Annotated in this window: 16 protein-coding genes; 8 read left to right on the forward strand and 8 right to left on the reverse strand. The window is 68.3% G+C overall.

The features are described from left to right. Window positions 1–12: 12 nt before the first annotated feature. From E4M01_RS04505 to E4M01_RS04520, 4 genes are all read right to left on the reverse strand, one after another. Complete coding sequence (locus E4M01_RS04505) at window positions 13–2,829, reverse strand: DUF3857 domain-containing protein (protein ID WP_256360023.1); 2,817 nt, start codon at window positions 2,827–2,829, stop codon at window positions 13–15. A 3-nt stretch (window positions 2,830–2,832) separates the two neighbouring features. Then, a complete protein-coding gene (locus E4M01_RS04510) occupies window positions 2,833–3,075 on the reverse strand; it encodes a hypothetical protein (RefSeq protein ID WP_135062029.1) in 243 nt (80 codons plus the stop codon). 74 nt (window positions 3,076–3,149) lie between these two features. Beyond that, entirely contained in the window at window positions 3,150–5,045 is a 1,896-nt protein-coding gene (gene uvrC / locus E4M01_RS04515; RefSeq protein ID WP_245158209.1) for an excinuclease ABC subunit UvrC, read from the reverse strand. Window positions 5,046–5,051: 6 nt separating this feature from the next. Further along, window positions 5,052–5,498, reverse strand: coding sequence for a DMT family transporter (locus E4M01_RS04520; protein WP_135062027.1), 447 nt, complete (start codon window positions 5,496–5,498; stop codon window positions 5,052–5,054). A 169-nt stretch (window positions 5,499–5,667) separates the two neighbouring features. On the opposite strand from E4M01_RS04520, the gene E4M01_RS04525 reads away from it, so the two are divergent. The 6 genes from E4M01_RS04525 to E4M01_RS04550 all read left to right on the forward strand — a co-directional run bounded on the left by E4M01_RS04525 (window position 5,668) and on the right by E4M01_RS04550 (window position 8,479). Further along, a complete protein-coding gene (locus E4M01_RS04525; protein WP_135062026.1) occupies window positions 5,668–6,423 on the forward strand; it encodes an SDR family oxidoreductase in 756 nt (251 codons plus the stop codon). Continuing rightward, window positions 6,420–6,806: a dihydroneopterin aldolase gene (gene folB / locus E4M01_RS04530; RefSeq protein WP_135062025.1), complete on the forward strand. Its 387-nt coding sequence runs from the start codon at window positions 6,420–6,422 to the stop codon at window positions 6,804–6,806. The genes E4M01_RS04525 and folB overlap by 4 nt, the downstream gene beginning before the upstream one ends. A gap of 61 nt (window positions 6,807–6,867) precedes the next feature. Then, on the forward strand, window positions 6,868–7,350 hold the full coding sequence (locus E4M01_RS04535) for a hypothetical protein (protein WP_245158175.1): 483 nt from the start codon (window positions 6,868–6,870) through the stop codon (window positions 7,348–7,350). Between the two features lie 10 nt (window positions 7,351–7,360). Further along, on the forward strand, window positions 7,361–7,726 hold the full coding sequence (locus E4M01_RS04540; protein ID WP_135062024.1) for a hypothetical protein: 366 nt from the start codon (window positions 7,361–7,363) through the stop codon (window positions 7,724–7,726). 73 nt (window positions 7,727–7,799) lie between these two features. Next, entirely contained in the window at window positions 7,800–8,090 is a 291-nt protein-coding gene (locus E4M01_RS04545; protein ID WP_135062023.1) for a GNAT family N-acetyltransferase, read from the forward strand. Beyond that, window positions 8,087–8,479, forward strand: coding sequence for a hypothetical protein (locus tag E4M01_RS04550; protein WP_135062022.1), 393 nt, complete (start codon window positions 8,087–8,089; stop codon window positions 8,477–8,479). The genes E4M01_RS04545 and E4M01_RS04550 overlap by 4 nt, the downstream gene beginning before the upstream one ends. Here E4M01_RS04550 and E4M01_RS04555 read toward each other — a convergent pair. The 3 genes from E4M01_RS04555 to E4M01_RS04565 form a co-directional block, all read right to left on the reverse strand. Beyond that, a complete protein-coding gene (locus E4M01_RS04555) occupies window positions 8,454–9,443 on the reverse strand; it encodes an SDR family oxidoreductase (RefSeq protein WP_135062021.1) in 990 nt (329 codons plus the stop codon). The genes E4M01_RS04550 and E4M01_RS04555 overlap by 26 nt on opposite strands. Window positions 9,444–9,509: 66 nt before the next feature. After that, a complete protein-coding gene (locus E4M01_RS04560; protein WP_135062020.1) occupies window positions 9,510–9,839 on the reverse strand; it encodes a hypothetical protein in 330 nt (109 codons plus the stop codon). 146 nt (window positions 9,840–9,985) lie between these two features. After that, complete coding sequence (locus E4M01_RS04565) at window positions 9,986–10,240, reverse strand: Lrp/AsnC ligand binding domain-containing protein (protein ID WP_135062019.1); 255 nt, start codon at window positions 10,238–10,240, stop codon at window positions 9,986–9,988. A 45-nt stretch (window positions 10,241–10,285) separates the two neighbouring features. Here E4M01_RS04565 and E4M01_RS04570 point away from each other — a divergent pair, with 45 nt between their 5' ends. Beyond that, window positions 10,286–11,089 (forward strand): alpha/beta hydrolase, encoded by an 804-nt coding sequence (locus E4M01_RS04570; protein ID WP_245158174.1) that lies wholly within the window; start codon window positions 10,286–10,288, stop codon window positions 11,087–11,089. Here the strand turns inward: E4M01_RS04570 and E4M01_RS04575 are convergent. Next, complete coding sequence (locus E4M01_RS04575; RefSeq protein ID WP_209316074.1) at window positions 11,086–11,613, reverse strand: DUF805 domain-containing protein; 528 nt, start codon at window positions 11,611–11,613, stop codon at window positions 11,086–11,088. The genes E4M01_RS04570 and E4M01_RS04575 overlap by 4 nt on opposite strands. A 110-nt stretch (window positions 11,614–11,723) precedes the next feature. Here E4M01_RS04575 and E4M01_RS04580 point away from each other — a divergent pair, with 110 nt between their 5' ends. Further along, complete coding sequence (locus E4M01_RS04580) at window positions 11,724–12,395, forward strand: bifunctional 4-hydroxy-2-oxoglutarate aldolase/2-dehydro-3-deoxy-phosphogluconate aldolase (RefSeq protein ID WP_135062018.1); 672 nt, start codon at window positions 11,724–11,726, stop codon at window positions 12,393–12,395. Window position 12,396: the final 1 nt, after the last annotated feature.

The following is a 12,396-nucleotide window of genomic DNA, read 5'->3' on the forward strand; positions in this document are numbered from 1 at the left end:
CGCCAGTCCGCCTCAGGGTCTGATGTCCGGCCTGCGGGCCAGGAAGGCCTCGAATTTCTCCTCGGTGTCGATGTCGATGGCGAGGGCGCGACGAGTGTCCTCTACGCCGGCCTCGTCGCCTAGCGCGCGACGCGCCAGGCCGCGGCCGTACAGGGACGCCGATTGATACGGCGCCAGGGCCAGGGCTTCCTCATAGGCCGCGCGCGCTTCTTCGAAACGATCCAGCTGGAGCAAGGCCATGCCCCGGCTGTCGATGAAGGCGGCCTGGCCGGCTTCGGCGGCCGCCTCGCAATCTGCGAGAGCCCGTTCGAGGTCGAAGCCCAGAACACCCATGCTCCAGCAGATGTTGTTCAGCAGCGCCGGATCTCCGGCGGCCCATCGGCGCAGGACGTCGTAGTCCTCTCGGGCACCTTCTGAATCCCCTGCATGCTGACGGCTCTCGGCGCGCAGGGTCAGGACGCCGTCGGCGTCCGGCGCCGCGAGCAGGGCGGCGTCAAGAGCCGCAAGGGCGTCGGCAGGCCGGCCCTGGTCGCGGCTCAGGCGCACCAGGGCTGTCAGGGCGACGACGTCCGCCGGCTCCTTGTCCAGGCGTTCGTCGATCAGAGCCCGCGCCTCGTCCGTTCTCTGCAGCCGGCGCAGCGTGCGCAACTCGCCATAGAGGCCGGTGCTGCTGCTGGGATGGGCGGATTTGAGCGCGCGGTAGTCGGCGAGGGCCCGATCCAGGCGGCCAAGGTGGTAGTAGCCGGCCGCGCGGCCTGCGAGCGCCTCGAAGTTGCCCGGCTCAAGCCTGAGGGCGACCGAATAGCTGACGACGGCTTCGCCGTGGCGACCTTCGATCCGAGCCAGGCGGCCCTGGCCGGTTGCTGCGGCCGCGTCGGCGGGATCAAGCTCGGCGGCGCGGTCGAAGTCGGCGGCGGCTCCGGCGTAGTCGCGCAACGTAAGGCGGACCATGGCGCGCGCCTTGAGCGCAGCCCCATCTTCGGGCGCGCGCTCGATCGCGGTGTCCAGCAGGGCTGCGGCGCCTGCCGCGTCGCCGATCTGGCGCAGTTGGTTGGCGCGTCGGACCAGTTCATCGACATCGCTGTCGCCGGCGTCCAGCCGGGCCCTGTCGCCGGCGGTGGCGACGTAATCGGCCGGCGCGCGCAGGCGCACAGTTGTCGCGGTCGCGGTCTCGGCCCGCTTGCGAGACGCCGCCATGTCGGCGGCGCTCATTTCGTGCGTGAGACTAACCTGGGTGACGGCGGCTTCCGCGACGCCGTCCACGATCCGGGCGGTCCGAGACAGGCGGTAGGCCGCGTCCTCGATCGTCTGATCTCCGCCTTCGAGGCGGAAGCCGCGGCCCTCTTCCGGCAGGGTCACGCGCGTCACGGCACGCATCATGAACGGGTGAGCGATCGCATAAGGATGATCCTTGAAGGCCGCGAAGAGGCCGCGCCGCTCGTCCCCCGTCGGCGTGATCAGGGCGGTGCCCTCAAGCGCCATCAAGCGTCCGCCCGAGTTGTTGATCCAGGCCAGACGGGTCTTTCCACGCAGGGTCATCCGAAAGATGTTGGCGTCGTCGTCGTAGTGGGTGTCCACTCCATCGATGGTGGTCGTGCTGTCGTTCGCGTCCATCATGGACAGCATCAGCGTCTGCAGTTGATCGCGGGGGATGGCTCCAATCTGGCTGCGCACCGCAACGGCCATGTCGCCGGCGTAGGCGAAGGTGACGACCATGGGCGAGTCCGCGTCCAGCCCTGCCGAAGCATCGACTTGAAAGGTCGTCTCCAGATTCGGCTTGGTGGCCGGGGGCTGATCTATGGCGACAAGGTCGGCGCCGTCTTCGCGCACCGGCAAGGCCCAGCGGAAGGATGGAGCGGGGAGGTCGGCCAGGGCCCTGTCGCCGGCGCCCGTGCCGTCCATCCAATAGGTCACGCCGTCGATCTCAGCGCGCACGATCACATGATCGAACCAACTGACCAGCGGAAGGCGCTCGGGCAGGCCGTCTCCCATCTGGGTGCTGACCATGGCGGCCTCGGCCTCGATGCCCAAGCCGCGCAGCAGGGCCATCAGCAGCACCGTCTTGCCCTTGCAGTCGCCGAACCGACTGCGCCAGACCTCGTCGGCCGCGGTGGGGACGTATCCGCCTTCGCCCATCGACAGGGCGACGTAGCGCACCTGGTCCTGGACCAGGCGCAGGGCCGCGGCGGCGCGCTCCACGTCCGTCGAATGGGCGCTGCGGATACGCTCGATCTCGGCGTGCAGAGGCGACGTCTCCTCCAGTGTCGAACTCCGGAGATAGAGCGGCGCCATCAGGCGCGATGGCGCGCGCCAGTCCTGGAAGTCGCTGAACTGCGCAATGCGGAGCATCTGGAAGCGCGCGGGCAGATCGCTTGGAAAGCGGTCGGGCGCCAGATCCGTGACATCGACCTCGAACACGCGGTCGCGGCCGACCCGGCGGATCGGGAGATCGCTCCACGGAGCGGTCACCTGGGTGCGAACCGGCTGATCCTCGGGCCAGCTTACGCGCAGTCGGTAGCGATCGATCGTCACGCCGGACGCCCCGGACGTCAGCAACTCCCGATGCGGCGCCAGAACGCCCCCGGTGTCATGGATGGTGAAGGCCGTCTCCAGAATGTCGCCCACCCGAAGATCGCGAGGCTGCAAGCTGGCGGTCAGGGTTCCGTCCAGCATCGACTGCTCGAGATTGCTCTCGCGCCGCAGCACCTCGAACGTCTGGCCGTCGAGCGCGTCGATCACCTGATCGCCGCGTATGATGCGGATCGCATGGACCTGCACTGTCTCTCGCGCAGGATTCCAGACGGCGCTGACGACGCTGGCGTGGCTCAGGCCCTAGCTGGTCTGGATGCGCGACCGCCGCAGGGTGTAGGTGCGCACGCCGTCAGAGTCCAAGCGGACCTGCTGATCCGAGGCCAGCAGACGGATCGGCGCGTCGTCAGCGGGCGGCGTCCGGTCGGAGAGAGGCATGGGCAGAACCCAGGAGGGCGTCGGCGCGCGCTCCACCTCCTGAGCCTCCGCAAGGGCCGCAGGAATCAGCAAGGCGGCCGCGAACACGGCCAGACGCCAGAACTTCATTGGAAAACCCCCGTTTGACGGAAGGTCTAGCACGACCTTGGGCTGTCTCAAGGGGGGCGGCGTGTCGCGCCGGCTCAGGCCTTGCGGAAGAAGGCGTGGATGCGTTCCGCCAGGGCGCGGTTGATTCCCTCGACCTTTTCCAGATCGACCACCGAAGCGCGGCCGACGCCCTTGGCCGAGCCGAAGGCGTGCAGCAGGGCGCGCTTGCGGCCGGGGCCGACGCCGTCGATCTCGTCCAGCGGGTTCTTCTTGATGTCCATGGAGCGTCGCTTGGCGTGGGCGCCGTTGGCGAACCGGTGCGCCTCGTCGCGCAGCCGCTGCAGATAATAGAGGGCAGGCGACTTCAGCGGCAGCATGAAGGGCGGCTTGCCGGGCATGAAGAACCGCTCCAGGCCGGCGTCGCGGTCCGGGCCCTTGGCCACGCCGACCACGGTGATGTCGTCCACCCCCAGGTCGGCCATGACCGCCAGCACCTCGGCCAGCTGACCCGCGCCGCCGTCGACCAGCAGCAGGTCGGGCCGCACCACCTCCTCGCCGGCCTCTTCTTCCTTCACCAGGCGGGCGAAGCGGCGGCGCATGACCTCACGCATCATGCCGTAGTCGTCGCCGGGGGTCAGGTCTTCGCCGCGGATGTTGAACTTGCGGTATTGCGACTTCTGAAAGCCCTCGGGACCGGCGACGATCATGCCGCCGACGGCGTTCGAGCCCGAGATGTGGGCGTTGTCATAGACCTCGATCCGCTCGGGACGGGCCTCCAGGCCGAAGGCCTCGCACACTTCGTCCAGGATCTTGCCCTGAGCCGACCCTTCCGCCAGCCGCCGGCCCAGGGCCTCGCGCGCATTGGTGTGGGCGTGGCGCACCAGGTCGGCCCGCTGGCCGCGCAGGGGCTTTTCGATGGTCACCACGCGGCGACCGTCCGACTGCTTGGCCTTCATCGAAAAGGCCTCTTCCAGCAGTTCCTTCTCGTGCGGACGGACATTGGACAGGATCTGACGCGGGACCGGCTTGTCCTCGTAGAATTGGCCGAGGAAGGCGGCCAGAATCTCCGGGTCGGTGTCGGCCTTGTCCACGCGCGGGAAATAGGCGCGCCCGCCCCAGTTCTGACCGCCGCGATAGAAGAAGACCTGGACGCAGGCCTGGCCGCCCTCGGCGTGCAGGGCGAAGACGTCGGCCTCGGCCACGCCGTCGGCCGCGACGGAGTTCTCCATGGCGATGGCCGACAGCGCCCGGATGCGGTCGCGCACCCGCGCCGCCTGCTCGAAATCCATGGCGTCCGAGGCCGCCTGCATCTCCTTGGACAGACGGCCGATCACCGCTCGCGATTTACCGCGCAGGAATTGCTCGGCCTCGGTGACCAGTTCGCCATAGTCCTCGAGACTGATCAGGCCCGTGCAGGGCGCCGAGCAGCGCTTGATCTGGTGCAGCATGCAGGGCCGCGTGCGGGTCTCATAGACGCTGTCCGAGCAGGACCGCAGCAGAAAGGCCTTCTGCAGCGTGGTCAGGGTGCGGTTGACCGCCCAGGTCGAAGCGAAGGGGCCGAAATAGTCGCCGGGGATGGTGTGAGCGCCCCGGTGCTTGCGCACCTGAGGCGCGCGGTGGTCGCGCCGGATCATCAGTTCGGCGAAGGACTTGTCGTCGCGCAGCACCACGTTGAAGCGCGGCTTCAGCTTCTTGATGAAGTTGGATTCCAGCAGCAGCGCCTCGGTCTCGGACGCCGTGACCACCAGCTCCATCGACCGCGTCAGCGACACCATCAGGCCGATGCGCTGGGTGTGGAACCGGCCCTGTGCATACTGGACGATGCGCTTCTTCAGACTGCGCGCCTTGCCCACATACAGGCAGGCGCCGTCCTCGCCGTACATGCGGTAGACGCCCGGCTTGTCGGGCGCGCGCTTGGCCTCGTCGCGGATCAGGTCCGCGGCGACCAGGGCAGGGGCGGGGGAATCGTCAGCGGGCGTCACGCAGCCAATATAGGGTCAGAAGCGCCGCACCATCACCACCCCGGCGATGACCAGGGCCACGCCGCCGATCCGACCCCAGTTGATCGGCTGCCTGGGGGCGCCGAACGCGCCGAAATGGTCCAGGATCAGACTGATCAGCAGCTGGCCCGCCACCATCAGGGTGATGGTCAGGGCGACGCCCAGACGCGGCACGCCCCAGGTCGCGGCCACCACGAAGATCACGCCATACAGCCCGCCGATCCAGGCGTACCAGGGCAGGCCCCGCGCCGCCGCCCAGTCGGGCCGGCTCTGGAACATCAGGGCCAGCAGGCCCAGCGCGGCCGTGCCCACGGCGAACGAGATGAAGGCGGCGTTCACCGGGCTTCCCACCGCCGTCATCAGCTTGGCGTTGGTCGGCGCCTGCAGCGCGGTCGCGCCGCCGGCCAGGACAATGGCGATCATGGAAATCAGCGCGGGGTTCATCCTCTTCCACTAGCAGGAACCGTTCGGTGCGGAAGGGGCTTCGGCTTGAACGAAAAGGCCAGTCGCCGTATGGCCTGACCCGAACAGGAGCCTCCCATGCTGGCCATCGCCGTCATCTTCGGATTCATCGCCGTCCTCGCCGCCATCAACTTCTTCGAGTTCGGCTCGGTTGACTGACGTCCCGGCCGCGCTGGTCACCGGCGCGGGCAAGCGCATCGGCCGCGCCATCGCCTTGACGCTGGCGAAGGCGGGCTACGACATAGCCGTCCACTATCGGGGCTCCGAGGACGCCGCGCGGGCGGTGGCCGACGAGGTGCGCGCCTTAGGGCGGCGATCCGAGATCGTGCGCGCGGACCTGTCGGTCGAAGCCGAGGTGCGCGATCTGGTCCCGCAGGCCGCCAGGGCGCTCGGCCGGCCGCTGACGCTGCTGGTCAACAACGCCTCGGTGTTCGAGGACGATCGGGTCGGGGCGTTGTCGCGCGACAGCTGGGATCGGCACATCGAGACCAATCTGCGGGCCCCCGTCGTGCTGGCCGAGGCTTTTGCGGCCCAGGCGCCCGACGGCTCGGCGGTCGTCAATCTGCTGGATCAGCGGGTGTTGAAGCCCGATCCGCGATTCTTCTCCTACAGCCTGTCGCGCGCCGGCCTCTGGTGGGCGACCCAGACCCTGGCCCAGGCCCTGGCGCCGCGCATCCGCGTCAACGGCGTGGGGCCGGGCCCGACCCTGCCGTCCATCCATCAGACCGAGGCCGAGTTCGCCGCCGAGGCCGCCGCCACGCCCCTGGCCCGTCCCGGCAGCCCCGAGGCGGTGGCGCAGGCCGTGCTGTGGCTGGCCCGCGCCGATCTGGTCACCGGCCAGATGATCGCCGTCGACGGCGGCCAGCACCTGGCCTGGAAGACCCCCGACATCCAGGAGCCCGCATGAGCGCCGTGCCCTTTCCCGCCGCGCCGCAGCCCCGGATGCAGGCGCTGAGCGTCTTCGTGCGCGACCTGATCGTGGACGCCGGCATCGGGGTCTACGACCATGAGCACGGCCGACTGCAGCGCCTGGTCATCGACGTGGAGCTGGCGCTGGAGCCGCGCCCGGTCGAGGGTCTGGCAGACACCGTCAACTACGAGACCGTCGCCTCGGCCGCCCGCGCCATCGTCGCCGAGGGCCATGTCGGCCTGGTCGAGACCTTCGCGCAGAGGCTGGCCCTGGCCTGTCTGAACGACCCTCGCGTGACCCGCGCCGCCGTGCGCGTGGCCAAGCCAGGCGCCCTGGGCGGCGAGACCGCACCCGGCTGCGAAGTCGTCTACGTCCGCTAGAGGCGGATACGGTTGCGTCGGCTGGGCCGGCCCGCCATTGTCCGACGGTCCCGAGGAGATCATGGCTTCCGACCACCGCACCCCTGCTGACCGACCGACCCAGACGACCGGCGATCCTGACGCCGAGGTCGGCTTCGCTTCGGCCGCCGCCCTGGCTGGGGCGGCGCGAGCAGACTTGGTCGGCCAACCGGCCCGGCCCGCCGCCGACGATCCCGTCGCGGAGGTCAGCTTCCTCTACGCCCTGTACGTGCTGATCCTCGCGGCTGCGCCGACCTTGGGCGTCGGGGCGGTGATCGGCCTTGCCGCCGTCTTCCGCCGGGGCGCGCCGGCCGGCCCGGTGGCGGCCAGTCATTTCGCGTTTCAGAAGCGGACCCTTTACGGCGCGGCGATCGCGGGCCTGGCCGGGCTGGTGCTGATCCTGGTGAACCTCGGCGTCTTCGTCCTGTTTCTGATGATGCTGTGGACGCTGTCGCGGGGCGTAGCCGGGGTGCTGCGTCTCAAGGCCGGCCGCCCCATAGACCGACCCGACACTTGGCTGATCTGAAAGGCGCACGATGACCGAGACCCTGGACCGCCCCCGTGAAGAAGGCCGGATGGCCGCCTTCGCCGTCTGGGTGCTGTATCTGCTGTCCCTGCCCAGCGCGAACCTGCTGGTCATCGTCGGCTTGATCGTGGCCTATGCCGCGCGCGGCGGATCGACGGGTCTGGCGCGCCAGCACATGGATGCGCAGATCGCGCTGTTCTGGTCGGTGTTCTGGTGGACCATCGCGCTTTGGGTGCTGATCTTCATCTGCGCGATCACCATCATTCTGATCCCGCTGGCCTTCGTCTTCGGCCTGGCGCTGCTGCTCCTGACCCTCTGGTTTACGGTCAAGAGCGTGCTGGGCCTTCTGCGCCTGCTGAGCGACCGCCCGGCCTGAACCAGAACGATCCGATCGGGGAACGCGCCCGGCGACGGGCGGTTGGTCGGGGACAGTTTCAAGGAGCCGCCCCATGACCGATTTCCGCGACGTGCCGTCCGAGCAGCGCTTCGAACAAGGCTTCGCCGACAGCGACGGCGAACTGCGGCGCGTCTGGGCCGACTATGCGGTCCAGGGGCGCACCCGAGTCATTCTGCATGTCGAGGCCGACCCGGCCCTCCGCGGCTCCGGGGCCTCGGGCCAGTTCATGCAGGCCTTGGCTGAGCACGCCCGCGCCGAGGGGATGAAGCTCCAGCCGGTCTGCGGCTATGCCGTCGCCTGGCTGAAGCGTCACCGCGACTATCAAGACGTGGTGGCGGGTTGAGGCTGATCGGTCAGGCCTGGGTCTATCGCGTCGGCAACTCGATCGTCCGGGTCGAAAACGCCTTCGCCTGGATCGGCTGGGCTCAGGAACGGCTGGTGATCAATGACGAGACCGCCAAGTCGGCCCAGGGCTGGTTCGGCGCCAAGCGGGATTTTGACGAGGACTGGCTGACCCCTACCGGTGAAGGCGTCCTTAAGGTCCGCCTCGTGGCCGGCCTCATGGGCATCCATTGTCGGGTCACCCTCGACGACCAGGGCATCGAGCCGGAGGCTCTGGAGGCGGCCGTCTGGTCGGGGGCCAAGGGCGAGTGGCCGGCGCCCGAGGTGTGGGAACCGGCCGGGGACAAGCGCTGGCACGCCAGTCCTATCCCCCCGAATAGCCACCGATGATCGGCAGGATCTCGCCGGTGATGTAGCTCGACATCTGAGGCGAGGCGAGGAAGACGTAGGCGGGGGCGATCTCCTCGGGCTGGGCCGGGCGTTTCATCACCGTCTCCGACCCGAACTTCGACGTCGCCTCGGCGTCCTTGTCAGCGGGGTTCAGCGGGGTCCACACCGGGCCGGGCGCGACCACGTTCACGCGGATGCCGCGCGGCGCCAGATGCGTGCCCAGCGACCGGGCGAAGGCGTGGATGCCGCCCTTGGTCAGCGAATAGTCAAGCAGGTCCTTGTTGCCCTGCAGCCCCGTGACGGAACCGGTCATGACGATGGCGCCGCCGGCCTTCATGTGCGGCGTCGCCGCCTTCACCAGGTTGAAATAGCCGTACAGATTGGTCTTCAGCGTGCGGTCGAAATGCTCATAGGTCAGTTCCTCCAGCGCGTTCACATGCTCCTGGAAGGCGGCGTTGGGCACCACGACGTCCAAACGACCGAAGGCGTCCAGGCAGGCCTTGACGGTCGCCTCGCTGACCGCCGGATCGGCCGCGTCGCCCTGAACGATCACAGCGCGGCGGCCCTCGGCCTCGACGGCCTTCTTGGTGGTCTCGGCGTCCCCCGCCTCGTCCAGATGGCCGATGACGATGTCGCAGCCTTCGCGCGCGAACAGCACGGCGACCGCGCGCCCGATGCCGGAATCGGCGCCGGTGATGACGGCGGCCATCCCCTTCAGCTTGCCCGAGCCCTTCCAGAAGGGCGCGTCATACATCGGCGCGGGGTCCAGGGCGGCCTCGTCGCCGGGCTTGGGCTGGTGCTGTTTGGGGAAGGGTGGGACGGGGTAGGCGCGCGCGCCGGCCTGCACCGCGCCGTCGTCGCCTTCGTCGTCCGGCTGGGCCGCGTCGGACGCCTCGATCGGCGCCTGGATCTTGCGTTCGTGTTCGGCGACCGCCTCTGCGCGGTCTTCTCGATTCTCGGCCATGGGGGCTCCTTCGCTTCCGGGGACAGGAAGCAGGAAGCCCCGCGAGCCAAGCCTTGTTCCCGAAACTCAGCGTCCGGTCAGCGGCGCCTTGGCGGTGACGGCGTGGATGTTTTCGGCCTTGGCCGGCAGGTCCGAGGCCAGGCGGGCGGCGATCTCGCGCGCGCCGACCGGATAGGCGTCGCCGCCTTCGGCGATCTCGCGGGCTTTGGCCGCGGCCTGGTTCAGCAGGGTCGCCAGCGCCTCGACCTCCTCCAGGGCCAGAGCGCGCGCTTCCAGCTGCAGACGCTTGACCCGATCGGAGGTGCTCTCGGGCGCCTTCATCAAGTTGTAAACTTCCGACTCGGCCGCGACCAGTCGCAGGTCAGGCGCGCCGTTTTCCTTTTCGCTCTTGGCCATGATCGTCATCTTCCCGGACGTGAACGCCCCCACGTCGCGCCTATGCGATGATGCCGCTCCATCGGGCCGCAGCAAAGGGCCTGCTGCGGCAAAGCTGCGGCTTTTCACGCTCTGTGGCGAAATTGCGTCATTCGCAGGCGCAACCGTCAATGCGACGGCAGGAAGGGCGAGAAGGTGATGACGGTGAAGGTGTCGCGGATGTGCGGGCGCGTCTGCACCACCTTGGTGACGAAGCTGCCGATGTCGGCGTCCTTGGACAGGTTGAACTTGGCCAGCAGGTCGTACTGGCCGGACGTCGAATAGACCTCCGAGACGTTCTCGACATTGTCGACCATGTCCGCCGCCACGTCGTTGGCGTGGCCCAGCTCGCATTTGATGAAGACAAAGATGGCGGTCATCATGGCGGGGGCTCCGGTTCGCGTGGTCCCTGATTAGCGGAGGTTGGCGTGGCGGGTAAGGGCGAAGCGGTCCTGGACCTCGAGGCCGAGTACAACAATCGCGCCCGCTGTCCCGATCATGCCGCTGTCATGGCGCGCTGGAAGGCTTCGGCCGAGGCCGCGCGCGCGGCCCATCCGCCGGTCGAGATCGCCTATGGAGACCGCCCCCGCGAGCGAATGGACCTGTTCTCGGCGGGCGAGGGGCGGCCGGTCGCGGTTTTCCTGCACGGCGGCTACTGGCAGGCGCTGGACAAGAGCTGGTTCTCGGGCGTCGCGCCCGCGCTATTGGCCCATGGCGTCGGGCTGGCCGTGCCCAGCTACGACCTGGCGCCCTCGGTGCGGCTGGGCGCGATCCTGCGGCAGGTCAGGGCGGCGGTTGACGCCGTGCGAGGGCTCAACGCCGGCGCGCCGCCCCTGGTCTTCGGCCACTCGGCCGGCGGGCACATGGCGGCGGCCATGCTGAGCGAGGGTCGCGCCGGCGCGGCCGTGGCGATCTCAGGCGTATTCGACCTGGCGCCGCTGATCTCCACCACGCTGAACGCCGCGCTCGATCTGGACGCGGCCGAGGCCTCGGCCCTCTCGGTGACGCAATGGCCGGTTCCGGCGGGCGCGGTCCTGGACTGTCTGGTCGGCGGCAACGAGAGCTCGGAGTTCATACGCCAAAGCCGCGACATGGCCGCCGACTGGGCCGCGCGCGGCGTCCAGACGCATTTGGAGGCCCTGGACGGCCTGGATCATTTCACCGTGCTGGACCCGCTGTTCGACGCGGAGAGCGCCGTCGTGAGACGGCTGGTCGACCTGAACCTGCGTTAGTCCGGGGGATATCCGTACCGATTGAGGCGCTTATGACCGGGTAAAATCAAAAGGACCACAAGCAGTCCCAGCGACCCGAGATAAAGCAAATTATTGATCATTAGCATCAAGAATAGGTCCACCCCGACCTGTGCAGTGGACCTCGCGTCTTCGAAGAGCGCCCCAAACAAGGCGAGGGCAAACAGGAAGAAAATCAGAGGAAACGCACCGATCCACCCTGGCGCGCCAATATCGTGCAGACGCCGGACGACCGCCGCAGACAATAGAACCGCACTCGATAAAGCCGCGATGGTCATAACTGCGATGGACAACGTGAATGCGCGCTCGAATGCGAGAACGCTTTCGATCTCGGTGGACGCGGCGAAGACGGCTTGCATGATTGTCGACATCATCACGCCTGATGCGACAAACACCGTTCCTGTCACCACGCCAGCATAGGGCCAGAAAATGGATGGCCGATCGCGCCCTGAAAATTCAGTAAGCCGTTTCAAAGGAGCCAAGACAGGAATAGGCCAACCCTCCACCGATCAGTCTCTGCAGGTTAAGCTAACGCGTCATCAAGCGTGAAGGCCTGATCGGTTGACGCCTTGGCCTGCGCGCCGCAGTCAAGGACGAACAGACTGGAGACCTTCCCATGGCCCATGACCGCCTCAGCGTCTTGACCGCCCTTGAGACCCAGGGCGTCGCGCCGGTCTTCTATCATCCCGACCCAGAGGTCTGCCTGAACGTCATCCGCGCCTGCGCGCGCGGCGGCGCGCCGGTGGTCGAGTTCACCAATCGCGGCGACTTCGCTTGCGACCTGTTCGGCGAGATCAATCGCGAACTGATCCGCACCGATCCGCAGGTGGTGCTGGGCATCGGCTCGGTGGTCGATGCGGGCACGGCGGCGCTGTACCTGAACCGGGGTGCGCGCTTCGTGGTCAGCCCTTGCCTGGTCGAAGAGGTGGCGCGAGTCTGCAACCGGCGCATGGTCGCCTATTTCCCTGGCTGCGGCTCGGTGACCGAGATCGGCCAGGCGCACGAGCTGGGCTGCGAGATCGTCAAGCTGTTCCCCGGAGCCTCGGTCGGCGGGGCCGACTTCGTCAAGGCGGTGAAGGGGCCGATGCCGTGGGCCAAGATCATGCCGACCGGCGGGGTCGAGCCCGATGCGGCCTCGATCGCCAAATGGTTCGGCGCCGGCATCACCGCCTGTGGCATGGGCTCCAAACTGATCACCGACGAGGCCGTCAAGGCCGGCGACTGGGCCGCGATCGAGGCCAGGGTGCGCGGCGCGGTTCAGGCCATCGCAGCCTACCGCGCCGGCTGAT

The sequence above is a fragment of the Brevundimonas sp. MF30-B genome (assembly GCF_004683885.1).
GTDB lineage: Bacteria > Pseudomonadota > Alphaproteobacteria > Caulobacterales > Caulobacteraceae > Brevundimonas.

Excerpts from the sequence above, each read along its gene's own strand:
- E4M01_RS04510 (WP_135062029.1), bottom strand. The coding sequence starts at position 3,075 with ATGAAGTTCTGGCGTCTGGCCGTGTTCGCGGCCGCCTTGCTGATTCCT.
- E4M01_RS04520 (WP_135062027.1), bottom strand. The coding sequence starts at position 5,498 with ATGAACCCCGCGCTGATTTCCATGATCGCCATTGTCCTGGCCGGCGGC.
- folB (WP_135062025.1), top strand. The coding sequence starts at position 6,420 with ATGAGCGCCGTGCCCTTTCCCGCCGCGCCGCAGCCCCGGATGCAGGCG.
- E4M01_RS04535 (WP_245158175.1), top strand. The coding sequence starts at position 6,868 with ATGGCTTCCGACCACCGCACCCCTGCTGACCGACCGACCCAGACGACC.
- E4M01_RS04540 (WP_135062024.1), top strand. The coding sequence starts at position 7,361 with ATGACCGAGACCCTGGACCGCCCCCGTGAAGAAGGCCGGATGGCCGCC.
- E4M01_RS04545 (WP_135062023.1), top strand. The coding sequence starts at position 7,800 with ATGACCGATTTCCGCGACGTGCCGTCCGAGCAGCGCTTCGAACAAGGC.
- E4M01_RS04555 (WP_135062021.1), bottom strand. The coding sequence starts at position 9,443 with ATGGCCGAGAATCGAGAAGACCGCGCAGAGGCGGTCGCCGAACACGAA.
- E4M01_RS04560 (WP_135062020.1), bottom strand. The coding sequence starts at position 9,839 with ATGGCCAAGAGCGAAAAGGAAAACGGCGCGCCTGACCTGCGACTGGTC.
- E4M01_RS04565 (WP_135062019.1), bottom strand. The coding sequence starts at position 10,240 with ATGATGACCGCCATCTTTGTCTTCATCAAATGCGAGCTGGGCCACGCC.
- E4M01_RS04580 (WP_135062018.1), top strand. The coding sequence starts at position 11,724 with ATGGCCCATGACCGCCTCAGCGTCTTGACCGCCCTTGAGACCCAGGGC.